Source organism: Verrucosispora sp. WMMD703, from assembly GCF_049178935.1.
Taxonomy (GTDB): domain Bacteria; phylum Actinomycetota; class Actinomycetes; order Mycobacteriales; family Micromonosporaceae; genus Micromonospora; species Micromonospora sediminimaris.
Genome location: NZ_JBMHMM010000004.1, coordinates 650,754 through 671,854, shown reverse-complemented (window position 1 = coordinate 671,854; position 21,101 = coordinate 650,754). Strand labels below are relative to the sequence as shown.

At 70.4% G+C, this 21,101-nt stretch carries 21 protein-coding genes; 7 read left to right on the top strand and 14 right to left on the bottom strand.

Annotated elements, in window-relative coordinates:
- Positions 1–25 precede the first annotated feature (25 nt).
- A complete protein-coding gene (locus tag ACN26Z_RS03750) occupies positions 26–655 on the bottom strand; it encodes a UbiX family flavin prenyltransferase (protein WP_282240628.1) in 630 nt (209 codons plus the stop codon).
- A gap of 179 nt (positions 656–834) precedes the next feature.
- On the opposite strand from ACN26Z_RS03750, the gene ACN26Z_RS03745 reads away from it, so the two are divergent.
- Entirely contained in the window at positions 835–1,806 is a 972-nt protein-coding gene (locus tag ACN26Z_RS03745) for a terpene synthase family protein (RefSeq protein ID WP_282240352.1), read from the top strand.
- Here the strand turns inward: ACN26Z_RS03745 and mqnP are convergent, their stop codons facing one another.
- Together mqnP and ACN26Z_RS03735 are read right to left on the bottom strand one after the other, a co-directional pair.
- Entirely contained in the window at positions 1,807–2,724 is a 918-nt protein-coding gene (gene mqnP, locus ACN26Z_RS03740) for a menaquinone biosynthesis prenyltransferase MqnP (RefSeq protein WP_421459866.1), read from the bottom strand. It abuts the gene before it with no gap.
- Positions 2,724–4,184, bottom strand: coding sequence for a menaquinone biosynthesis decarboxylase (locus ACN26Z_RS03735; protein ID WP_210940027.1), 1,461 nt, complete (start codon positions 4,182–4,184; stop codon positions 2,724–2,726). Before ACN26Z_RS03735 ends, mqnP begins: the two co-directional genes overlap by 1 nt.
- 408 nt (positions 4,185–4,592) lie before the next feature.
- On the opposite strand from ACN26Z_RS03735, the gene ACN26Z_RS03730 reads away from it, so the two are divergent.
- Complete coding sequence (locus ACN26Z_RS03730) at positions 4,593–5,480, top strand: transglutaminase-like domain-containing protein (RefSeq protein ID WP_421459865.1); 888 nt, start codon at positions 4,593–4,595, stop codon at positions 5,478–5,480.
- A gap of 18 nt (positions 5,481–5,498) precedes the next feature.
- Here ACN26Z_RS03730 and ACN26Z_RS03725 read toward each other — a convergent pair whose 3' ends face one another.
- Entirely contained in the window at positions 5,499–6,059 is a 561-nt protein-coding gene (locus ACN26Z_RS03725; protein ID WP_421459864.1) for a carboxymuconolactone decarboxylase family protein, read from the bottom strand.
- A gap of 64 nt (positions 6,060–6,123) precedes the next feature.
- Between ACN26Z_RS03725 and ACN26Z_RS03720 the strand changes: the two genes are divergently transcribed.
- Positions 6,124–6,600, top strand: a complete 477-nt coding sequence (locus ACN26Z_RS03720) for a MarR family winged helix-turn-helix transcriptional regulator (protein ID WP_421459863.1) — start codon at positions 6,124–6,126, stop codon at positions 6,598–6,600.
- On the opposite strand, the gene ACN26Z_RS03715 is transcribed toward ACN26Z_RS03720, so the two are convergent.
- Both ACN26Z_RS03715 and ACN26Z_RS03710 read right to left on the bottom strand, forming a co-directional pair.
- The gene (locus ACN26Z_RS03715) at positions 6,590–6,784 is read right to left on the bottom strand and encodes a DUF397 domain-containing protein (protein ID WP_093403961.1); all 195 of its coding nucleotides are present in this window, start codon (positions 6,782–6,784) and stop codon (positions 6,590–6,592) included. The genes ACN26Z_RS03720 and ACN26Z_RS03715 overlap by 11 nt on opposite strands.
- Entirely contained in the window at positions 6,772–7,563 is a 792-nt protein-coding gene (locus ACN26Z_RS03710) for a helix-turn-helix domain-containing protein (RefSeq protein ID WP_307818610.1), read from the bottom strand. Before ACN26Z_RS03710 ends, ACN26Z_RS03715 begins: the two co-directional genes overlap by 13 nt.
- 233 nt (positions 7,564–7,796) lie before the next feature.
- Here ACN26Z_RS03710 and ACN26Z_RS03705 point away from each other — a divergent pair, with 233 nt between their 5' ends.
- The 3 genes from ACN26Z_RS03705 to ACN26Z_RS03695 all read left to right on the top strand — a co-directional run bounded on the left by ACN26Z_RS03705 (position 7,797) and on the right by ACN26Z_RS03695 (position 9,220).
- Positions 7,797–8,069 (top strand): hypothetical protein, encoded by a 273-nt coding sequence (locus ACN26Z_RS03705; protein WP_093403960.1) that lies wholly within the window; start codon positions 7,797–7,799, stop codon positions 8,067–8,069.
- A 176-nt stretch (positions 8,070–8,245) separates the two neighbouring features.
- Entirely contained in the window at positions 8,246–8,851 is a 606-nt protein-coding gene (locus ACN26Z_RS03700; RefSeq protein WP_421464514.1) for an endonuclease V, read from the top strand.
- Between the two features lie 138 nt (positions 8,852–8,989).
- The gene (locus ACN26Z_RS03695; protein WP_421459862.1) at positions 8,990–9,220 is read left to right on the top strand and encodes a hypothetical protein; all 231 of its coding nucleotides are present in this window, start codon (positions 8,990–8,992) and stop codon (positions 9,218–9,220) included.
- 37 nt (positions 9,221–9,257) lie between these two features.
- Here the strand turns inward: ACN26Z_RS03695 and ccsB are convergent, their stop codons facing one another.
- From ccsB to hemL, 6 genes are read right to left on the bottom strand one after another with little or no spacing between them, the layout of a single operon-like run.
- On the bottom strand, positions 9,258–10,328 hold the full coding sequence (gene ccsB, locus ACN26Z_RS03690; RefSeq protein ID WP_421459861.1) for a c-type cytochrome biogenesis protein CcsB: 1,071 nt from the start codon (positions 10,326–10,328) through the stop codon (positions 9,258–9,260).
- Positions 10,328–11,992: a cytochrome c biogenesis protein ResB gene (gene resB / locus ACN26Z_RS03685; protein WP_421459860.1), complete on the bottom strand. Its 1,665-nt coding sequence runs from the start codon at positions 11,990–11,992 to the stop codon at positions 10,328–10,330. The genes ccsB and resB overlap by 1 nt, the downstream gene beginning before the upstream one ends.
- Entirely contained in the window at positions 11,992–12,825 is an 834-nt protein-coding gene (locus ACN26Z_RS03680; RefSeq protein WP_421459859.1) for a cytochrome c biogenesis CcdA family protein, read from the bottom strand. Before ACN26Z_RS03680 ends, resB begins: the two co-directional genes overlap by 1 nt.
- The gene (locus ACN26Z_RS03675) at positions 12,825–13,349 is read right to left on the bottom strand and encodes a TlpA family protein disulfide reductase (RefSeq protein ID WP_421464512.1); all 525 of its coding nucleotides are present in this window, start codon (positions 13,347–13,349) and stop codon (positions 12,825–12,827) included. The genes ACN26Z_RS03680 and ACN26Z_RS03675 overlap by 1 nt, the downstream gene beginning before the upstream one ends.
- Before the next feature lie 52 nt (positions 13,350–13,401).
- Positions 13,402–14,049: a histidine phosphatase family protein gene (locus ACN26Z_RS03670; RefSeq protein ID WP_093403947.1), complete on the bottom strand. Its 648-nt coding sequence runs from the start codon at positions 14,047–14,049 to the stop codon at positions 13,402–13,404.
- A gap of 2 nt (positions 14,050–14,051) precedes the next feature.
- Positions 14,052–15,389, bottom strand: a complete 1,338-nt coding sequence (gene hemL, locus ACN26Z_RS03665) for a glutamate-1-semialdehyde 2,1-aminomutase (protein ID WP_421459858.1) — start codon at positions 15,387–15,389, stop codon at positions 14,052–14,054.
- A gap of 139 nt (positions 15,390–15,528) precedes the next feature.
- On the opposite strand from hemL, the gene ACN26Z_RS03660 reads away from it, so the two are divergent.
- Positions 15,529–15,864 carry an STAS domain-containing protein gene (locus ACN26Z_RS03660; RefSeq protein WP_093403944.1) on the top strand — a complete coding sequence of 112 codons (336 nt, stop codon included), beginning with the start codon at positions 15,529–15,531 and terminating at the stop codon, positions 15,862–15,864.
- 179 nt (positions 15,865–16,043) lie between these two features.
- Here ACN26Z_RS03660 and ACN26Z_RS03655 read toward each other — a convergent pair whose 3' ends face one another.
- On the bottom strand, positions 16,044–16,604 hold the full coding sequence (locus ACN26Z_RS03655) for a response regulator (protein WP_093403943.1): 561 nt from the start codon (positions 16,602–16,604) through the stop codon (positions 16,044–16,046).
- Positions 16,601–20,971, bottom strand: coding sequence for a hybrid sensor histidine kinase/response regulator (locus ACN26Z_RS03650; protein ID WP_093404188.1), 4,371 nt, complete (start codon positions 20,969–20,971; stop codon positions 16,601–16,603). Before ACN26Z_RS03650 ends, ACN26Z_RS03655 begins: the two co-directional genes overlap by 4 nt.
- Positions 20,972–21,101 lie beyond the last annotated feature (130 nt).

Here is a 21,101-nt window from a genome sequence, read left to right as displayed (position 1 = left end):
TACGGGTCGGGACGCGGGCCGGTCGTCAGGTCCGGTCCGCGTTCAACTTTCCGGCCCACCGCTTGAACAGCGTGTGCGGCACATCGAGGGCGTCGAGCACCTTGCCCGCCACGAAGTCCACCAACTGGGCCCCGGAGGCGGCGGCGCCCGCACCGTAGAAGCCGGGACTGGCCGGCAGCACCACCGCGCCGGCGTCGTGCAGCGCGATCAGGTGTTCCAGGTGGCTTCGGGTCACCGGCGTCTCCCGGGGCACCACTACCACCCGCCGACGTTCCTTGAGATTCACCTCGGCGGCACGCTGCAACAGGTCCTTGGACAGGCCGATGGCGATGCCGGCGCAGGCCGCCGTGCTGGCGGGCACCACCACCATCCCGCGTACCGGGTAGGAGCCGCTGCTCGGTCCGGCGGCGAGGTCACCGGCGGGCCAGTGGCGCAGATCCGCGGCGGCGATGTCCCGCCCGAGCCAGGCAGCCAGATCCTGGGCCCAGTGAGCGTCCCGGAACGGCCGTCCAGTCTCGTCGAGGACGGTCAGCCGGGCAGCCCGGGAAACGATCAGGTCCACCGGCTCCCCGGCGTCGAGCAGCCCACGTACGACTGCGGCCGCGTACGGCGTGCCGGACGCCCCGGACACCCCGACCACCCATGGTTCGCGCATGCCCTCAGCCTGCCTGGTCACCGCCGGCTCCGGTCGGGCACCCCGGGAAGGCGTCCGAGGTGCCCATGATCGCCGCAGGCTGAGCCGTTACGCCACCGACGCCCGGCGGGTCTGCGGGGGTCACCGCAAGCTGGCATGCTGCCGGGGACGAAAGCACAGTGGGGGCCGACCGGAAGGATGTGGGGACCATCTCGTCGTCGGCCGACTCCGCCCACCACATCCTGCCGTCGCTGCGTGCCGCCTGCCCCATCGCGCCACAGCTCTCCCGGTACGCCGACGATGTGCAGGCGTGGCTGGTGTCCGAGCTGCCGTTGGACGCGCCGACGCGGGAGCGGCTGGGGCGGGCCGGTTTCGCCCGCTACGCGGGGCGGCTCTACCCCGATGCCAGCGAGACCGACCTGCGTACCCTGACCGCGCTGTTCACCTGGTTCTTCCTGGTCGACGACGCCTGCGACGGGCCCGAACGGACCGGCCTCGACGACATCCGTGCCCTACGGGACGGCGCGGTCGCGCTGCTGCGCTTCCGGCTGCGGCACCCGGGTCTGGCCGGTCCGCTACGTCGGCTGCTGGTCAGCGCCTGGCGGGAGCCGCACCGCCGGATGCCCGCCCGCTGGCGGCAGCGCTTCGCCGACGCGGTCGCCCATCACCTCGACGGCACGTGGCAGGAGGCGGTCAACAAGGCGACCGGGTACGCGCCCGGCGTCGAGGAGTACGTCGAGCTGCGCCGGGCGACCTCAGCGGCGTACGTGTCGTATCCGCTTGTGGAGTTCGTCCACGGCCGGTCGCTGCCGGACCCGGTCTACCACCACCCACGGCTGGGCCAGTTCCGCGACATCGGCAACGACCTGCTCTCCTGGTACAACGACATCGCCTCGCTGGACCGGGACGCGGCCATCTCCGGCGGCCACAACCTGGTGCTGGCGTTGGCCACCGCACACCGCGTGCCGGTGCCCGCCGCCGTCGAGCTGGCGGCGCAGCGTTGGCACGAGTCGATGCGCCGCTTCGTCGCCCTGCGCGCCACGATGCCCTCGTTCGGTCCGGCCTTGGACCCGGCCGTCACCGCCCACCTCGACGGGGTGGCCCGAGCCGTCCGCGGCACCATCGACTGGACCATGGAGAGCGCCCGCTACGCCGTGCCGTCCAACAGATGATCAGGCGCGCAGGCCGAGCCGGACGACCAGGTCGAGCAGGGCGAAGGCGAACAGTGCGATGCCGACGAAACCGTTGGCGGTGAAGAAGGCCCGGTTGACCCGGCTCAGGTCGGTAGGCGTGACCACCAGATGCTGGTAGCCGAAGGCGACCGCCGTGAGGGCCAGCCCGATCCACCAGAGCCAGCCGAAGCCGATCAGCACGCCGAACCAGCCGAACAACGCGAAGGTGACCACGTGCGCGACCGTGGAGGCGTGCAGGGCGAAGCGCAGCCCGTAGCGGGCCGGCACGCTGTGCACGCCGATCTCCCGGTCCACCTCGGCGTCCTGGCAGGCGTAGATCAGGTCGAACCCACCGATCCACAGGCCGACGGCGGCACCGAGCAGCCAGGCCGGTCCGGAGCCGGCAAAGGTGCCGGTCACCGCGAGCCAGGCACCGACCGGGCCGACCATCTGCGCGACGGCCAGGATGGCGTGCGGCCAGTTGGTGAACCGCTTGCCGTACGGGTAGAGCACCAGCGGCACCACGGCCAGCGGCGCGAGCGCCAGAACGAGCGGGTTGAGCAGGGCGGCGGCGGCGAGGAAGACCACCAGGGCGACGCCCGCGCCGGTCCAGGCCGTCCGCAGGCTCACCGCCCCGGTCACCAGTTCCCGATTGGCGGTACGCGGGTTACGCGCGTCGATCCGGCGATCCAGGATCCGGTTCGCCGCCATCGCGAACGTCCGCGCCCCCACCATCGCCACAGTGATCAACAGCAGATCCACCCACCGAACCCGCCCCCCGTCCACCTGCATCGCGGCCAATGCCGACAGGTACGCGAACGGCAACGCGAACACCGAGTGCTCAATCGCCACGAGCTTGAGGAAGGACTTCACGCGCCCGGGGCGCTCGGTCGGCTGCACAGCGGCGGTGGTCGCCATCAGATGCCGTACTCCTTCCAGCGCTTGTCGACAAGCGAGACGACCTCGGGAGCCATGGTCATCTCCTCGGGCCAGCCCCGGTGGTAGCCCTCCTCGGGGAGCTTGCGGGTGGCGTCGATGCCGGCCTTGCCGCCCCAGAACTGCTGGTACGAGGAATGGTCGAGGTGGTCCACCGGGCCCTCGGTGAGCAGCAGGTCCCGGGCGTAGTCGACGTTGCCGAACGCGCGGAAGGCGACCTCGCGGTAGTCGTGCACGTCGCAGTCCTCGTCCACGATCACGATCAGCTTGGTCAGCGACATCATGTGCGCGCCCCAGATCGCGTTCATCACCTTCTGGGCGTGCTTCGGGTACCGCTTGCGGATCGACACGATCGCGCAGTTGTGGAAAACGCCCGCGGCCGGCAGGTCGTAGTCGACGATGTCCGGAATCAGGAACCGCAGCAGCGGTGCGAAGATCCGCTCGGTGGCCTTGCCGAGGCCATGGTCCTCCTGCGGCGGCTTCGAGGTGACGATCGAGTGGTAGACCGGGTCGCGCTGCATGGTCATCGCCTCGACGTGCAGCACCGGGAACGGCTCGACCGGAGTGTAGAAGCCGGTGTGGTCGCCGAACGGCCCCTCCGGCAGCCGCTCACCCGGCTCCAGGTAGCCCTCCAGCACCACCTGGGCGTGCGCCGGCACCTGCAACGGCACGGTCAGGCAGTCGACCATCTCCACCCGTTCGCCGCGCAGGAAACCGGCGAACAGGTACTCGTCGATGTCGGCGGGCAGCGGCGCGCTCGACGCGTAGCTGACCACCGGGTCGCAGCCGATGGCGATGGCGACCGGCAGCCGCTGGCCGAGTCGCTCGGCGACGGCGTGGTGCGCGGTGGAGTTCTTGTGGATCTGCCAGTGCATCCCGAGGGTGTTGTGGCTGTGCTGCTGGAGCCGGTAGAGGCCGAGGTTCCGCTTGCCGGTCTCCGGGTGCTTGGTGTGGGTCAGTCCGAAGTTGTGGAAGATCCCGCCGTCACCCGGCCAGACTTGGAGCCCGGGCAGCCGGTTCAGGTCGACGTCGTCACCCCGGTAGACCACCTGCTGGCAGGGGGCGGTCTTGACCTTCTTCGGCGGCATCGACTTGAGCTGCATGACCTTGCCCAGGCCGCCCATCATGCCGGAGAAGCCCACCGGCAGCTCCGGCTTGAGCATCTCGCCGATCCGGTTGCCGATCTCGTCGAGCGACTCGACGCCGAGCGCCATCGCGGTGCGCTTCTCGGTGCCGAACAGGTTGATCGCCAGCGGCATCTCACCCCGGGTGGGCTGCTCGAACAGCAGCGCCGGCCCGTCGGCCCGCACCGTCCGGGTGACGATCTCGCTGATCTCAAGCGTCGGGTCGACCGGGACGCTGACGCGCCGCAGTTCGCCCGCGCGCTCCAGCGCCGCGAGAAAATCCTTCAGATCGGTGTACGGGAAGCCACGAGCCGCCATGCCCGCAAGTCTGTCCTACGCCCTGCGGTCCTGCCCACGCCGGGTGGCCGTACGCCGTGTGGCGCGCCCCACCCGCGCGGCCCCGGCTCGTCGCGCGGCCCCCGGTACGGGTCGCCTGGCGGGGTCTCGTGAAGCGCGGCCTGGGCCTGTGTCGAAGTCCTCGGTCGAGCCGAGGCGGAGCCGAGGTCGAGTCGAGGCGGAGCCGAGGCGGCGGTGGGCAGGGGACGCCGACGCCGGGAGTGAGCGGGTTCGAGCCTGTCGAGCTGAGAGCGCGAACGGATCGCAGGGGCACCGCGATCCGGCGAATCCTGCGATGCTTGCTACCGCCCAGTCGGGGGCAGACCACGCAACCGCCACCTGCGGCGCCCACAGTCGGCCTCTGCGCCTCATCCTCCCGAGGAGTGACAGATGGACCAGGACCGGACGAACCTCTCCCGGTACGCCCGGCCGGGCCGGCTGACCTCCGCCGGCTCGTTGGCCCCGCTGCTCGACGCGCTGCCGTCGGACCCGGCGGGGATCGCCCGGACGTTCCAGGGGCTGCTGATTCACGAGCACATCGCCGAGGCGTACGAGGTCACGTTGACCGACGACGAGCGGCAGACCGTGCACCTGCGACCCGCCGACGCGATTCTCGCCCGCATCGCCGACACTCCGGGCGGCCAGCCACTGACCGTCCCTCGTCCTCCCGACCAGCGGGTGGCTGGCAACTGCCGGCACTACTCGCTGCTGCTGGTCACGGCGCTGCGGGCCCGGGGTGTGCCGGCGCGGGCCCGGTGTGGGTTCGGCGGCTACTTCATCGACGGCCGGTACGAGGACCACTGGGTCGCGGAGTACTGGAGCCCCGAGCAACTCCGCTGGATCATGGTCGACGCCCAGCTCGACGCGCGCCAGCGTGAGCTGTTCAGCATCGACTTCGACACCACTGACGTGCCCCGGGACCGGTTCCTGGTCGCCGGTGAGGCGTGGGCCCGCTGCCGGGCCGGTCACGCGGACCCGGACGTCTTCGGACTCAGCCTGACCGACGAGGGCGGCTGGTGGTGGATCGCCGGCAACATGATGCGCGACGCTGCCGCGCTGCACGGGGTGGAGCTGCTGCCGTGGGACTCCTGGGGCGCGATGCCCGCCCCGGAGGAGAAGCTCGACGATGAGCGGATGGCGCTCTTCGACGAGCTGGCCCGGCTCACCCGCGAGCCCGACGAGCACGCGGATGAGTTGCGCCTGCTGTACGCCGACGAACGGCTACGCGTCCCCGCCACCGTCCGCAACGACGTGCGTGGCCGCGACGAACCTGTGTGACGACAGGTCCCGCGCCGGTCAGGCAGCCGGCTGCCACGCGTACGCGGCCAGGGGCGGGTCGATCGGTGCCCGGGTGAGCCGGTTGGCGAAGGTGGAGATGGTGTACGTGCCGACGCCGAGCACCACGTCCAGGGCGTGCCGGGGCTGGTAGCCGCTGGCCAGGAAGGCAGCCAACTCCTCGTCGGGCACCGCGCCCTGATTGACGAGCACGGCCAGGGTGAAGCGGCGCAACGCCTGAAGCCGCTCGTCGGGCAGGTCGGTGCCGGTGCGCAGCGCGTCGATCAGCTCGGCGGCAGCGCCGTGCCGGACGAGGGTGGCGGTGTGCATGGCGACGCAGAGGTGGCATTCGTTGCGGCCGGCGACCGTGAGCACCACGACCTCCCGCTGGATCGGGTCCAGTCCGCAGCTCTCGAAGTTGGCGTTTGCGGTCAGGAAACCCTTGAGCAGTTCGGGGGACTCGGCCATCAGGCCGACCGCCCCGGGCAGGTGACCGATCTTGCGGCGTACGCCGGTCATGGTGGCGCGGGCAGCCTCCGGCGCGGTGTCGATGGTGTGGGTGGTGAATACGTGCGTGGACATGGCGGCGCCCCTTGCCGTAGATTAGTCAACGTGGTTGACCAAACCGTAAACCAGGTTGTCGAAATTGCCAACACCTGAACCGCAGCGACCCGGCTTCGTGCTGCCGCTGCTGTTGCTTGCCGGCTTCCGGACGCTCATCGACGACCTGCACGCCGAGCTGGCCCGGCAGGGTCACGCGGAGCTGCGCCCGCTGCACGGCTTCGTGCTCCAGGCCGTCGGCGCCGACGGCACCACCGCCTCCGAGCTGGGCAACCGGCTGGGCGTCTCCAAGCAGGCCGCCGGCAAGACCGTGGACCGGCTGGTCGCCCTCGGCTACCTGGAACGCGCCGACGACAGCCGCGACGCCCGCCGCAAGCTGGTCCGGCTGACCCCGCACGGGCTCGACGGGCTACGCCGGTCGGCTGCCATCTTCGACGCGCTGCGACAGCGCTGGACGGAGACGCTCGGCGCGGACCGGGTGGCCGCCATCGAGGACGACCTGCGGGCCGTCACCCCCGCCAACTGGTTCCGCCTCGACATCCCCGGCTGGTTCACCGGCTGATCGGGAGCACCGCCACGAACGTCCGCCAAGCCGCCGGGCCGAAGACCAGCACCGCGCCGTCGCGGTCCTTGCTGTCCCGGACCGCGACCAGACCGGGCAGGTTGTCGGCCACCTCGACGCAGTCTCCGCCGTTGGTGCTGCTCCGGGTGCTTGTGCGCCACCGGGCGTCGGTCAGCTCCGCCATGACTCCGCCACCTCCGTCAACAACTCGATCGACTGCCGGGGCGGCAACGCCTCGCCCTGGATCGCCTCCCAGGAGGCCCGGATCGCCAGCACGTCCTCGGTGTGGTCGATCACCTGGCCCTTGAGCTGATCGTCCAGATAGGCCACATCCTCCCCACCGGGAAGGGTAGCCAGCACGAAGGCCCCGGCGACACCCGGATACGCGCCGACCGAGGCGGGCACCACGTGCAGCCGTACCCGGGCGTGCTCGGTGGCCAGCTTGACCAGCCGCCACAGTTGCTCGCGCATCACCACCGGCCCACCGACCGGCCGGCGCAGCACGTGCTCGTCCAGCACCGTGACCAGCTGCGGCGGTCGCTCGCAGGTGAGCACCGCCTGCCGGGCCAGTCGCGCCTCCACCCGCCGCTCCACCTCCGCGTCGTCGTAGAGGCCGACGCTGCGGAACAGCGCGCGGGCGTACGCCGAGGTTTGCAGCAGCCCCGGCACCACCGTGTGCTGGAACGACCGCAGCACGGTGGCCTGCCGCTCGTTGGCCTCCCACTCCCGCATCCACTGCGGCGCACCGAGCCGGGCCAGCATCCGGACGAACGCGCCGCCGGTGTCGAGCGCCGCGTCCGCCAGCTCCCAGAAGTCGGGCGGCGGCTTACGCGCCTCGGTCTCCACCATGGCCACCGTCGACGGCGAATAGTTGATCGCCCGGGCCAGATCCTCCTGCGTCACCTTGCGTGCCGCCCGCATGTGTCGCAGTTCCTCGATGAGCACTCGCGACCGCTCGTCCACCCACACCACTCCTCACCAGCACGACAGGCGTTTCTCACCGCCCTCACCGGGGGACAGACCAGGCACACAGGGCGACGGGATGCCTTCCGAGCGTAGTCGGCGGCGCACCAGACTGTCCCCATCGGAACCGCCCGGATCCGGCAGAAAGGACGGGCGCAACCGAGGCGGGGCCGTCCGGCACGTCGGCGACGGACGGCCCCGCCTTCAACCGGCTGGCAGACAGGAGTACGCAGATGACGTCGCAGATCCACGTCGCGCTCCGGCCGCTCTGGCTGTGCCGGGCCTGCGCCGCACCGTGGCCCTGCGCCAACGCCCGGCTCACCCTCCTCGCCGAGTACCGGGACAGTCACGTGGCCCTGTCGATCTACCTCGCCGGGCTGCTGTACGACGCGGTCGAGGATCTGTACCGCCTCGACCCCCACAACGCGCCGAAGCCCGCCGCGCTGCACGAGCGGTTCCTCGGCTGGGCCGCCCCACGAGCCCCTCGCCCACACCCCACCGACTGACCGCCGCTTTGGTCGTACGCTCGCACCTCATGACGATCGTCCCTGCCGACCGGCCGCACTCCGACGACGAGCCGGCGGTAGTCGAGGAGCCGGGCGCGGCGGCCACCGCCGAGGAGCCGGGCGCGGCGGCCATCTCGCCGGCCTCCGTGGCCGAGGCGGAGCGGATCCAGCAGGAGCTGCGGCGGCACCTCGACCTGGAGGAATGCCTGGACGGCGCGCCGAGGCTGGTCGCCGGCGTGGACGTGTCGTACCACAAGGATTCGCCGCGGATCGTCGCCGCCGCCGTGGTCATCGACCTGACCACCGGCGCCGAGGTGGAGTCGGCCGTGGTACCCGGCACGGTGAGCTTCCCGTACGTGCCGGGGCTGCTGGCCTTCCGGGAGGTGCCGATCCTGATGGCGGCGCTGGGCCGGCTCGGCCATCGCCCCGAGGTGGTGGTCTGCGACGGGTACGGCATCGCCCATCCCCGGCGGTTCGGGCTCGCCTGCCACCTGGGCGTGCTGACCGGGCTGCCCACCTTCGGGGTGGCCAAGACGCCCTTCGTCGGTGCGTACGACGAGCCGGGCACCCGTCGGGGCGAGTGGTCGGCACTGCGCGACGGCGACGAGGTGCTGGGTCGGGTGCTGCGTACGCAGACCGACGTCAAGCCGGTGTTCGTCTCGGTCGGCCACCGCACCAGCCTCGACCAGGCGACCACGATCACGCTCGACCTGAGCCGGCGCTACCGCCTGCCCGAGGTGATCCGCCGCGCCGATTTCCTCTCCCGCGAAGCCCTCCGCTGACCGTCGACGCCTATTACATCGAGTAATTCTTGGACAGTTCCCGTTAGCGAAGAACGGGAACTGTCCAAGATCTCGACGGATTTGGGGAACATCTCACCGACCGTGGACCGGGATGCCGGGCGACGACACCATTGAGGCATGTCGGATGCGTACGTCGTCGGCGAGCCGGACGGGTTGTCGCCGCTACAGGTCGAGCTGCGCGACGCCATCGCCCGTGAGTTGCACGCGCAGCTCGCACTGCGGTCTGAGCGCATCGAGTTGTCCGATGTACCGGAGGTCGCCTACCAGGTCACCCTGCGGGTGAGCGAGACGCTACGGCGGCACCGGCCGCTGTCGGCCCCGCCTCGGAGCTGTCCGCAAGACGTATAACCACAGTTATTATAAGTGCGGTTATACGTCTTGCGGATCAGAGGCCGCCGTAGGAGTGCAGGCCCTCGAAGAAGATGTTCACGCCGAAGAGGTTCATCAGCACGGTCAGGAATCCGAGGATGGCCAGCCAGGTGGCCGTGTTCCGCCGCACGCTCGGCGTGGCGCGGGCGTGCAGGTAGCCGGCGTACACCACCCAGGAGATGAACGCCCAGGTCTCCTTCGGGTCCCAGCCCCACGGGCGACCCCAGGCCGCCTCGGCCCAGATCGCCCCGGCGATCACCGCGAAGGTGAAGATCGGGAACGAGAAGGCGTGCAGCACGAAGGTGAGCCGTTCCAGCCCGGCCGCCGCCGGCAGCCGCTTCGCCAGGGTGTACGGGAAGCTGCGCTTGCCGTTCTCGTACCCGGCCCGCATCAGGTACGCCGCAGCCGGCACCACGCCCAGCAGGAACAGGCCCGAGGCGAAGACGATCGTCGACACGTGCACGATGAACCAGTACGAGTTGAGCGCCGGCACCAGCGGCACGATCGGGGTGTAGAGCACCAGCTCGGCGGTGGCCACCAGCAGCACCATCACCAGGGTCAGGAACAGCCCGAGGCGGCGCAGGAACGGCCACTTCACCAGCACGGTCAGCCAGGCGGCGACCCCGATGAACGAGACCGTGAGCACGAACTCGTACATGTTGCCCCACGGCATCCGGTCAGCGGCCAGGCCCCGGGTGACGAGTGCTGCCAGGTGCAGCGCGGCGGCGACGGCGGTCAGCCCGACCGCGATCCGGCCGCCCAGCTCCGCCCGCCGCGCGGTCCGATCGGCCCGACCCGATGTCGCCGGGTCCACCACAGCGCCACCGACCGCCGACGACCCGTCGGCGAGATCGCCCGCGCTCCGGCCATCCGTGGCGATGCCGTCCGTCGCCAGGCCGTCCCCGGCCGGACCGACAGTCACCTCGACGGTCGACGCGCCCACCCCCGCGCCGACCAGCTCGCGGGCCGGTGCCACGACGACCCTGGCGCGCGAGTTGCCGAGGGCGTACTCGACGGCGTGACTGATCATCGCCAGCAGATACACAAGCGTGGCGATCGACACCAGCTGATCGGAGAGTGCGGACATCACTCGGCTCCTTCCCGCGCCCGGGCCGACGCGCCCGGGTCGGTGCCGGCGTCACCGGATCGTCCACCGATCGCGGCGACCAGTTGGGCGAACTCGGCGGCGAACCCGGGATGCTCGGTACGCGGCAGACCAGCCACCTCGACCAAACTACTACCGCCCGTCGGAGATCCACCGTCGGGGTCACCCGGACCGGCCGGCAGACCTGGACCCGCCGGCAGCAGCCGCACGAACACCCGCCGACGCCTGACGAAGAGCGAACCCATCAGCCCCAGCACCAGCCCGATGGAGCTGACCAGCAGCAGCATCGTGCCCGGGTCGTGCCGTACCGACAGCACGATGTACCGCTCCGTGCCCACGAACTCGACTGTGGTGCCGTCGTCAAGCGTCCAGCGCTCGCCGATCCGCAGCTGCTTCGCCCCGATCTCGGTGAGCCGGCCGTTGCGTAGCTGACGCTGGTCGAGCTGGTAGACCGAGCCGGGGATGCCGGCGTCGAGCCCCAGGTTCCCCCGGTACGCAACCAGGTCGAGCAGCGGATTCTGCTCGGTCGGGTGCTCCGAGCGTACGAACGGCGGCTCCTGCGGCGCGGTCGGCAGGTAGAGCCCGGAGAAGGCCACCTGGAGATCCGGGTTCCGCTCGCCGGTCTCCGGGTCGACGTTGGCGTCCGGGAAGGCGGCCAGCCCCTCGCCGGTCAGCCCGATGTCGCCGGTGGTGAGGAACGGCACGGTGCTGGTCTGGGTGCCACCGAACCGGTCGGTGTACCGGATCACCGGGGCGTAGCCGTGCCCGAGCAGGTAGACGTTCGCGCCGTCGAGGCGCAACGGTGCATTGACCGAGAACTCGGCCTGGCGGGGCGCGCCGCCGTCCTCGTCGACGGTCACCTTCGCGTTGAACGAGGACGCCTGGCCGTTCGGCAGGAACTGCGCGTCGAACTCGTCCAACTGCATGCAGAACCGGGGCAGGTCGTCACCGACGCGCGGGCCGAGTTTCGCCTCGGCGTACTGCTGGCGGGTGTTGCAGAAGACCTGGTCCGCTCCCGCCACCAGCAGCCGGTTGCCGTGCCAGCCGTACCAGGAACCGAGCGCGACACCGACAAGCACCAGCACCATCGAGGTGTGGAAGATCAGGTTGCCGGTTTCCTTCAGGTAGCCCTTCTCGGCGGAGACCTCGTCGCCACGTACCGCCACCCGCCACCGCCGTCGGCGCAGCGTCTCGGCGACCGCCGCCGCGCCGCCCTCGGGCGCGGGCACCACCGCATGCTGCGGCAGCCGCTCCAGCCGCTTCGGTACGGCCGGCGGACGGGCCCGCAGCGCCCGGACGTGGTCGCGGAGCCGGGGCGTGATGCAGCCGATCAGCGAGGTGAACAGCAGCAGGTAGATCGCCGAGAACCAGACCGAGCTGAACGCCTCGAACGCGCCCACCCGGTCCAGCACCGGAGCCAGGTCGGGGTTGGCGGTGTAGAAGTCGCGTACGTCCTCGGGGTTGACCCCGCGCTGCGGCAGCACCGACCCGGGGATCGCGGCGATCGCGAGCAGGAAGAGCAACACCAGCGCGGTACGCATGCTGGTCAGCTGCCGCCACGAGTTGCGCAGCAGCGCGAGCAGCGGGTTGGGCCGGCGCCGGGGCGCCTCGGCCGGTGTGGCGGGACGGTCGTCCACGGCGGTCATCAGATGCCCACCTCGAAGTTGCCCACCCCGACCGTGGTCTGCAACCAGATCACCACGTTGGTCCAGCCACCGGTGACCAGCGCCAGCCCGATCAGGATCAGTAGCGCCCCGCCGATCCGGGTGACCCAACGGCTGTGCCGGCGCACCGCGCGGAACACCCCGAGCAGCCGGTTGAAGCCCAACCCGAAGACGACGAACGGAAGACCCAGCCCGAGGCAGTACGCCACCGCCAGCACCACCGCCCGGTCGGTCTGCCCGCTGGTGGTGGCCATCCCGAGCACCGCGGCCAGCGTCGGCCCGGTGCAGGGCACCCAGCTCAGCGCGAACACGGCACCGAGCACGGGCGCGCCGAGCAGGCCGGCGGCGGGCAACCTGTTGATCCGGAACTCACGCTGGAACCCGGGCAGCGCACCGAGATAGCCCAGACCGAGTACGACGATGAGCCCGCCGACGATGATCTCCAGCGTCCGTTCGTGGTCGAAGAAGACCCGGCCGACGCCGCTGAACAGGACCGCGGTGGCGGTGAACACGACGGTGAAGCCGGCGATGAACAGCAACGTCCCGGCCAGCACCCGCCCCTTCACCGCCGGGGCGACCCGGGTGCGCTCCCGTACGGCCGTGCCGACGCCACCGCCACCTGGTGACTCTGCGGGCGTCGGCTCGTGCCGACCTTCGAGGTCCGCGCCGGCCAGCCCGGTGACGTACGAGAGGTAGCCGGGCATCAGCGGCAGCACGCACGGAGACAGGAAGCTCACCAGACCGGCCAGCGCCGCCGCGCCCAACGCCAACAGCAACGGGCCGGACTCGGCGAGCTGACCGAAGGTCCCGCCCATCAGCGCTGACCGGCCGGCGCGGGTGCCTCGGCGGCGATCCGCTCGACGATGGGTTGCAGCCCCTCCTGCCGGACCGCCGCCCGGATCACCGTGGCGATGCGTCCCTCCCGGTCCAGTACGACGGTGGCCGGGATGGTGTTCGGCGGGATGTCCATGTCGAGGGCGAGTCGGCTGCCCGGGTCGAAGATGCTCGGGTAGCTGACCCGGCCCTCCTCGAAGGCGATGGCCTTGTCCCGGCTGTCCTGCACGTTGATGCCGAGGAAGGTCACTCCGGAGTCCTTCGTGGCCTGGTAGGTGTTCTCCAGGTCGTCGGCCTCGGCCCGGCACGGCGCGCACCAGGAGCCCCAGAAGTTGACCACCACGACCTTGCCCCGCTGGTCGACCACGTCGTAGGACCCGCCGGCCAGCAGCTCACCGGCGATCTTCGGGGCGGCGGACCGCTGCTCCGGGGCACACTCGACGATGCCGCCGGCACTGTCGCAGTCGGACTCCCGGCCGTCGCCCGTACAACCGCTCAGGAGCATCGCGGTGGTCGCGGCGGCGAGCAGGCCGACAGCCAGCCTCCGGACGCCCATCTCAGGCCCCCTTGGCCGTCCGCGCCGTCGGCGACATCGCCACCAGGTGTGCGGCCGGTTCGGAGTAGCCGATGCCGACGATCTTGGCACCGTCGAAGTGGAAGGTGGTGAGGGAAGCCAGTGCACACTGCCGGCGACGCGGGTCGTGCCACAGCCGCTTGCGCTCCACGTAGCGGCGCAGCGTCCAGATCGGTAGCTGGTGCGAGACCAGGACGGCCTCCCGGCCCTCGGCGGCGATCCGGGCGGCGTGCAACGCGGCGAACATCCGCTCGGCGATGGCCCGGTACGCCTCGCCCCAGGACGGGGTGACCGGGTCACGCAGCACCCACCAGTTGCGCGGGTCGCGGAAGGAGCCGTCGCCGGGCGAGACCTTCTTGCCCTCGAACCAGTTGGCGCTCTCGATCAGCCGCTCGTCCACTCCGACGGGCAGCCGGAACTGGGCGGCGATCGGCTCCGCGGTCTGCTGGGCGCGTTCCAGCGGGCTGGCCGCCACGTGCACGACCTCGCGTTCGGCGAGCCCCTGCGCGGCGGCCTTGGCCATCTGGACGCCCAGTTCGCTGAGGCGGAAACCGGGCAGCCGGCCGTACAGGATGCCGTCCGGGTTGTACACCTCGCCGTGCCGGAGCACGTGGACCACCGTCTTACTCACCGCTACCCCCCGTGACCTGCCGCTGCCGCCGCGTTGGCCGCCGTCGGCAGCGCGCCGGCGATCTGTTCCAGGGCGGCATCGTCGATCGCCGCCGAGACGAACCAGGACTCGAACGCGCTCGGCGGCAGATAGACCCCGGCAGCGAGCATCGCGTGGAAGAACGCCTTGAACGCCGGCACCTGCTGGGTGCGGGCGCTGTCGTAGTCCACCACGTCGGCATCGGTAAAGAAGATCGAGAACATGTTGCCCGCGTACGACAGCCGGTGCGGGACTCCGGCGGCGGACAGCGCGTCGGCGGCCAGCTTGCCCACGACGGCGGCGGTGTCGTCCAGCCGGCGGTAGAGCGCGTCGTCGGCGAGCCGCAGCGTGGTCAGCCCGGCCGCGCAGGCGAGCGGGTTCCCGGAGAGGGTGCCGGCCTGGTAGACCGGACCAGCGGGAGCCAGTCGCGACATGATCTCCGCGCGCCCGCCGAACGCCGCGGCGGGCAGGCCGCCACCCATGACCTTGCCGTACGTCCACAGGTCCGCCTCGACCGGATCGAGACCGTGCCAGCCGGCGCGGGAGACCCGGAACCCGGTCATCACCTCGTCGACGATCAGCAGTGCGCCGTGCGCGTGCGCGATCCGGGCCAGTTGCGCGTTGAACCCGTCACGGGGGGCGACCACGCCCATGTTGCCCGGTGCGGCCTCGGTGATCACCGCAGCGATGTGCTGGCCCTCGGCGGCGAAGGCGGCCTCGACGGCGGTCACGTCGTTGTAGGGCAGCACGATGGTCTCGCTGGCCGCCGCGCCGGTGACCCCCGGCGAATCGGGCAGGCCGAGGGTGGCCACGCCGGAGCCGGCGGCGGCCAGCAGCGCGTCGACGTGCCCGTGGTAGCAACCGGCGAACTTGATGACCTTTGAGCGACCGGTGTAGCCGCGCGCCAGGCGGATCGCCGACATCGTCGCCTCGGTGCCCGAGTTGACCAGCCGGACCTGCTCGACCGGGGTACGCGCGACGATCTCGTCGGCCAGTTCGACCTCGCCGGGGGTGGGCGTACCGAAACTGGTGCCGTTCGCGGCGGCGGCCTGCACGGCCGCGACCACCTCTGGGTGGGCGTGCCCCAGGATCAGCGGCCCCCAGGAGCAGACCAGGTCGACGTAACGGCGACCGTCCGCGTCGTGGAGCCAGGGCCCCTCACCTCGAACCATGAAGCGTGGGGTGCCGCCGACCGCCCGGAAGGCGCGCACAGGGGAGTTCACCCCGCCCGGCACGATGGCGCAGGCGCGGTCGAACAGGGCCGCTGAGGCCGGCGCGTCGACCGGGTAGCGGTCGGATCCGGCGGTAAACACCTCGGTCACGATGCCGCCATTGTGTCAGCGCCCGGCTGTGGATCGGCAGCCACCCCGGCCGGGGGTTACCGGGCTCACCCCCGGCACGCTGCGCGGGGACGGCACGCCTCGACAGGCCGGTCGACGGAGATCGCGATAGGCTGACCCGGTGGATCGTGCCGAACTGTCCATCACCGTACACCGAACGGGCGACGAAGCAGTCCTCCGCCTTGCCGGTGAGATCGACATGCAAACGGCCGCCCAGCTATCGACCGTCGTCAACGAGGTTCTCACCGAGCCCCCGCCCCGGATCGTCCTCGATCTCGGCGGCGTGACGTTCTGCGACTCGCAGGGGCTGGGCACCCTGGTCGTCCTCAGCCGCAAGGCCAGTCACGCGCAGAGCCTGCTCGTCCTGACCAACGTCGGCGAGTTCCTGCTGCGCGTCCTGGACATCACCGGCCTACGCAGCGCCCTGATGATCCGCAACGACACCCCCACCCCCTAACCCATCCCCACCCGGCCCGCCGCCCGCGCCCGCCCGCCGCCCGCGCCCGCCGCCGCGATCTTGCACTTTCGGTCGTCCAAATGCCCCGGATTGCACCTTTCGTCGGGACAAAAACTGCAAGATCGCGGGGGCGGGCGGCGGGGTTGGGGGGGTGTTGAGGGGTGGGGGTGGGTTGGGGGTTAGTCGGGGGTGGTGCCCCAGCGGGCTTGTTCGAGGAGGGCTACGGCGCGGGCGTGGGCCTCCGGGTCGTCGGCGTTGCGGAGCAGGGTGGTGGCTTCGTCGACGGCGTCGGTGAGCAGCCGCCACTGGGCGTCGCGTTCGCGCACCATCTCGGACTGCGCCGCCAGCTGGCGGGTCTTGGTCCACAACTCGACGAAGACGGAGACCTTGGCCCGCAGCACCCACGGATCGAACGGCTTGGTGAGATAGTCGACCGCGCCCGCCGCGTAGCCGCGCAGGGCCAGTTGAGCGTCCCGGTCGGCAGCGGTCAGGAAGATGATCGGCACGTGCCGGGTACGCTCCCGCCGCTTGATGTGGCTCGCCGTCTCGAACCCGTCCATGTCCGGCATCTGGGCGTCCAGCAGGATCACCGCGAAGTCGTCCACCAGCAACTGCTTCAGCGCCGCCTCACCGCTCTCCACGGCGACCGACTGCACCGGCAGCCCCTGGAGGATCGCCTCCAGGGCCATCAGGTTCTCCCGGCGATCATCGACCAGCAGCGCCTTCGCCACCTGCGTCACGAGCCCTCCTCGGTACGGCTGCCACTGATCCAGGTGCCCATCAGCTCGATCAACTGGTCCAGGTCGACCGGCTTGGTGATGTAGTCGCTGGCTCCGGCCGCTATCGCCGACTCACGATCCCCCGGCATGGCCTTCGCCGTCAGGAACACGATCGGCAGGTCCGCGAACCGGTGATTACGCCTGATCTGTCGGGTTGTCTCGTATCCGTCCTGATCGGGCATCATTGCATCCATCAGGACGATATCGACCTCCGGGTGTTCGGCCAACAGGCGGACCCCGTCGGCGCCGTTGTCGGCGTACAGCACGGTCATGCCGTGCAGTTCGAGCGCGCTGGTCAGCGCGAAGACGTTACGCACGTCGTCGTCGACGATCAGCACGGTGGCACCGTCGAGCTGGCGGGTCTTCGGCGCCTCGGGCGCCTCCGACAGCAACTCCATCGGCGGCATCAACAACGACGACGGCAGACCCGCCCGCTGCGGTGACGGTGGCGCGGGTGCCACCACCGCGTCCGGCGCCAGTACGTCGGGCAGGTAGAGCGTGAACGTCGAGCCCTGGCCGGGTGCCGAGGCGACCGTGATCGTGCCCCCGATCAGCCGGGCCAGGTCACGGCTGATCGACAGGCCCAGCCCGGTACCGCCGTACCGGCGGCTGGTCGTCCCGTCCGCCTGCTGGAACGCCTCGAAGATCAGCGACAGCTTGTCGTCGGAGATCCCGATACCGGTGTCGATCACCGTGAAGGCGATCACCTGCCGGGCGTTGGTCAGCGCCGGTACGTCGAACACCGCGTGCTCCGGCGCCCGGGAGATCCGCAGGGTCACCGCACCGTTGTCGGTGAACTTGACCGCGTTCGACAACAGGTTGCGCAGCACCTGCTGAAGCCGCTGCGCGTCGGTCACCACGGCCGGCGGCAGGTCCTTGCCGATGCGTACCTGGAAGTCCAGGCCCTTCTCCTCGGCCTGCGGGGAGAACGCCTGTTCCACGTAGTTGCAGATCTCGGTGAACCGGACCTCGGTCGGCTCGACGTCCATCCGCCCAGCCTCGATCTTGGAAAGATCCAGGATGTCGTCGATCAGGCGCAGCAGGTCCGACCCGGAGCCGTGGATCGTGCGGGCGAACTCGATCTGCTTCGGCGTGAGGTTCTGCTCGGAGTTCTCCATCAGCAACCGGGCCAGCAGCAGCAGCGAGTTCAGCGGCGTACGCAGCTCGTGGCTCATGTTCGCCAGGAACTCCGACTTGTACGCCGAGGCCCGGGTGAGCTGCTGCGCCTTGTCCTCCAGGCCCAGCCGGGCCAGTTCGATCTCCCGGTTCTGGGTCTCGATGTTCGCCTTCTGCTCCGACAGCAGTTTGGCCTTGTCCTCAAGTTCGGCGTTGGTCCGCTGCAACTCCGCCGACTGCTCCTGCAACTCGTGTGCCAGCCGCTGCGACTGCGCGAGCAGTTCCTCCGTACGCCGGTTCGCCTGAATGGTGTTGACCGCGATGCCGATGGTGGAGACCAGCCGTTCCAGGAACGACAGGTGCAGCTCGGAGAAGGGTGTGACGGTGGCGAACTCGATCACGCCGAGCAGCTCGCCCTCGAAGAGGACCGGCAGGACGACCAGGTCGGCCGGGGGCGTGTCGGCCAACCCGGACCGCAGGGTGATCCGGCCGTCCGGTACGGCTCCGACCCGGATGGTGCGCCGGGACAGGGCGGCCTGGCCGACCAGCCCCTCGCCCGGCCCGAAGGTCACGTCGTGCCCCCGGGAGACGTAGCCGTACGAGGCGGTCAACCGCAGCCGCATCACGCCCTCGGAGTTGTCCACCAGGAAGAAGGCACCCAGCTGCGCGTCGACAAGCGGAGTGACCTCCTGCATGATCATCCGGCAGACCTCGCCGAGATCACGCTGGCCCTGGAGCAGGCCGCCGATACGGGCGAGGTTGGAGTCGAGCCACCCCTGCTCGGCGTTCTTGTGGGTCGTCTCCCGCAGAGTGACGATCATCTGGTTGATGTTGTCCTTCAGCTCGGCGACCTCGCCCTGCGCCTTCACCGCGATCCGCTGGGTGAGGTCGCCCCGGGTCACCGAGGTCGAGACGCGGGCGATCGCGCGTAGCTGGGTGGTGAGCGTCGAGGCGAGCTGGTTGACGTTCTCGGTGAGGTCCCGCCAGGTGCCGCTGACGCCCTTGACCTGAGCCTGACCGCCCAGCTTGCCCTCGGTACCCACCTCACGGGCCACCCGGGTCACCTCGTCGGCGAACGACGACAACTGGTCCACCATCGTGTTGACCGTGTTCTTCAGCTCCAGGATCTCGCCCTGCGCGTCGACCGTGATCTTCTGCGACAGGTCACCGTTGGCCACCGCGGTGGTGACCGAGGCGATGTTGCGGACCTGGCTGGTCAGGTTCGACGCCATCGAGTTCACGTTGTCGGTCAGATCCCGCCAGGTGCCGGCAACGCCGCGCACCTGGGCCTGGCCGCCCAGCTTGCCCTCGGTACCCACCTCACGGGCCACCCGCGTCACCTCGTCGGCGAACGACGACAGCTGATCCACCATCGTGTTCACCGTCGACTTCAGCTCCAGGATCTCGCCCCGGGCATCCACCGTGATCTTCTGGCTCAGGTCACCCTTGGCGACCGCCGTGGAGACCTGGGCGATGTTCCGTACCTGGGCGGTCAGGTTCGACGCCATCGAGTTCACGTTGTCGGTCAGATCCCGCCAGGTGCCGCTGACGCCCTTGACCTGAGCCTGACCGCCGAGGTTGCCCTCGGTGCCCACCTCACGGGCCACCCGCGTCACCTCGTCGGCGAACGACGACAGCTGATCGACCATCGTGTTCACCGTCGACTTCAGCTCCAGGATCTCGCCCCGGGCATCCACCGTGATCTTCTGCGACAGGTCGCCCCGCGCCACCGCCGTGGTGACCGAGGCGATGTTCCGTACCTGGCTGGTCAGGTTCGACGCCATCGAGTTCACGTTGTCGGTCAGGTCCCGCCAGGTGCCGCTGACGCCCTTGACCTGAGCCTGACCGCCCAGCTTGCCCTCGGTGCCCACCTCACGGGCCACCCGGGTCACCTCGTCGGCGAACGACGACAACTGGTCCACCATCGTGTTGACGGTGTTCTTCAGCTCCAGGATCTCGCCCCGGGCGTCGACCGTGATCTTCTGGCTCAGGTCACCCTTGGCGACGGCCGTGGAGACCTGGGAGATGTTGCGGACCTGGCTGGTCAGGTTCCCGGCGAGCTGGTTGACGTTCTCAGTGAGGTCACGCCAGGTGCCGGAGACGCCGCGCACCTGGGCCTGACCGCCCAGCTTGCCCTCGGTACCCACCTCACGGGCCACCCGCGTCACCTCGTCGGCGAACGACGACAACTGGTCCACCATCGTGTTGACGGTGTCCTTGAGTTCCAGGATCTCGCCCTGCGCGGCCACGGTGATCTTCTGCGACAGGTCACCCCGGGCCACAGCCGTGGAGACCTGAGCGATGTTCCGCACCTGGGCGGTCAGGTTCGACGCCATCGAGTTGACGCTGTCGGTCAGGTCCTTCCAGGTGCCCGCTACGCCCGGCACCTCCGCCTGACCGCCCAGCTTGCCCTCGGTACCCACCTCCCGGGCCACCCGCGTCACCTGCTCGGCGAAGAGGCGCAGCGTGTCGGTGAGCGAATTCATCGTGTCGGCCAGCTCGGCGACCTCGCCGCGCGCGCTGACGGTGATCTTCTGCGAGAGGTCACCCTTGGCCACCGCGGTCGCCACCTGGGAGATCGACCGGACCTGGCCGGTCAGGTTCGACGCCATGGTGTTCACCGAGTCGGTGAGGTCCTTCCAGGTGCCGGCGACGCCGCGGACGTCGGCCTGGCCGCCCAGCTTGCCCTCGGTGCCCACCTCCCGGGCCACCCGGGTCACCTCGTTGGAGAAGGACGAGAGCTGGTCGACCATGGTGTTGACCGTCCGACCGATCCGCAGGTACTCACCCCGCAGCGGGCGGCCGTCGATCTCCAGCGCCATGTGCTGGGTGAGGTCACCGTCGGCGACCGCCACGATGACCCGGGCGATCTCGGTGGTGGGTCGACCCAGGTCGTCGATCAGCGAGTTGACCGCCCGCTGCCCCTCCGCCCAGGAGCCGTCCAGCCCTTCCTCGTCCAGCCGCTCGGTCAGCCGGCCGTCGCGGCCCACGACCCGACTGATCCGGCGCAGATCCAGGTGCTGCCGCTCCTGGAGCGACACCACGTCGTTGAAGGCGTCCGCCACCTCACCGGCCGCGCCCGAACGCCGGGGCAACCGCACCTTGAGATCACCGCCACGGACCCGCCGTAGCGCCTCCGCCAGCTCGGTGAGGACCGCCTCGTGGTCGGCGGCGGAGGTCTCCGCGGTCACCGACTGTTTCGCCGTGGTCATCATTCCTCGCTCACCTCGGGGTACACCGGCTCCCACCGGCCACCCCATCATTGTCCCCGTGACCTCGAAAACGCCACGGCACGGCACGGTCCGACGGCAAAGCCCCGGTGGTGATCGGCTTGGCACTTCA

Bases quoted from the DNA above. Each gene is read 5' to 3' on its own strand.
- ACN26Z_RS03650 (WP_093404188.1), bottom strand. From the start codon at position 20,971: ATGACCACGGCGAAACAGTCGGTGACCGCGGAGACCTCCGCCGCCGAC.
- ACN26Z_RS03735 (WP_210940027.1), bottom strand. From the start codon at position 4,184: ATGGCGGCTCGTGGCTTCCCGTACACCGATCTGAAGGATTTTCTCGCG.
- ccsB (WP_421459861.1), bottom strand. From the start codon at position 10,328: ATGTCCGCACTCTCCGATCAGCTGGTGTCGATCGCCACGCTTGTGTAT.
- ACN26Z_RS03675 (WP_421464512.1), bottom strand. From the start codon at position 13,349: ATGCTCCTGAGCGGTTGTACGGGCGACGGCCGGGAGTCCGACTGCGAC.
- ACN26Z_RS03715 (WP_093403961.1), bottom strand. From the start codon at position 6,784: ATGGCGGAGCTGACCGACGCCCGGTGGCGCACAAGCACCCGGAGCAGC.
- ACN26Z_RS03705 (WP_093403960.1), top strand. From the start codon at position 7,797: ATGACGTCGCAGATCCACGTCGCGCTCCGGCCGCTCTGGCTGTGCCGG.
- ACN26Z_RS03730 (WP_421459865.1), top strand. From the start codon at position 4,593: ATGGACCAGGACCGGACGAACCTCTCCCGGTACGCCCGGCCGGGCCGG.
- ACN26Z_RS03680 (WP_421459859.1), bottom strand. From the start codon at position 12,825: ATGGGCGGGACCTTCGGTCAGCTCGCCGAGTCCGGCCCGTTGCTGTTG.
- ACN26Z_RS03695 (WP_421459862.1), top strand. From the start codon at position 8,990: ATGTCGGATGCGTACGTCGTCGGCGAGCCGGACGGGTTGTCGCCGCTA.
- ACN26Z_RS03725 (WP_421459864.1), bottom strand. From the start codon at position 6,059: ATGTCCACGCACGTATTCACCACCCACACCATCGACACCGCGCCGGAG.
- mqnP (WP_421459866.1), bottom strand. From the start codon at position 2,724: ATGGCGACCACCGCCGCTGTGCAGCCGACCGAGCGCCCCGGGCGCGTG.
- ACN26Z_RS03750 (WP_282240628.1), bottom strand. From the start codon at position 655: ATGCGCGAACCATGGGTGGTCGGGGTGTCCGGGGCGTCCGGCACGCCG.
- resB (WP_421459860.1), bottom strand. From the start codon at position 11,992: ATGACCGCCGTGGACGACCGTCCCGCCACACCGGCCGAGGCGCCCCGG.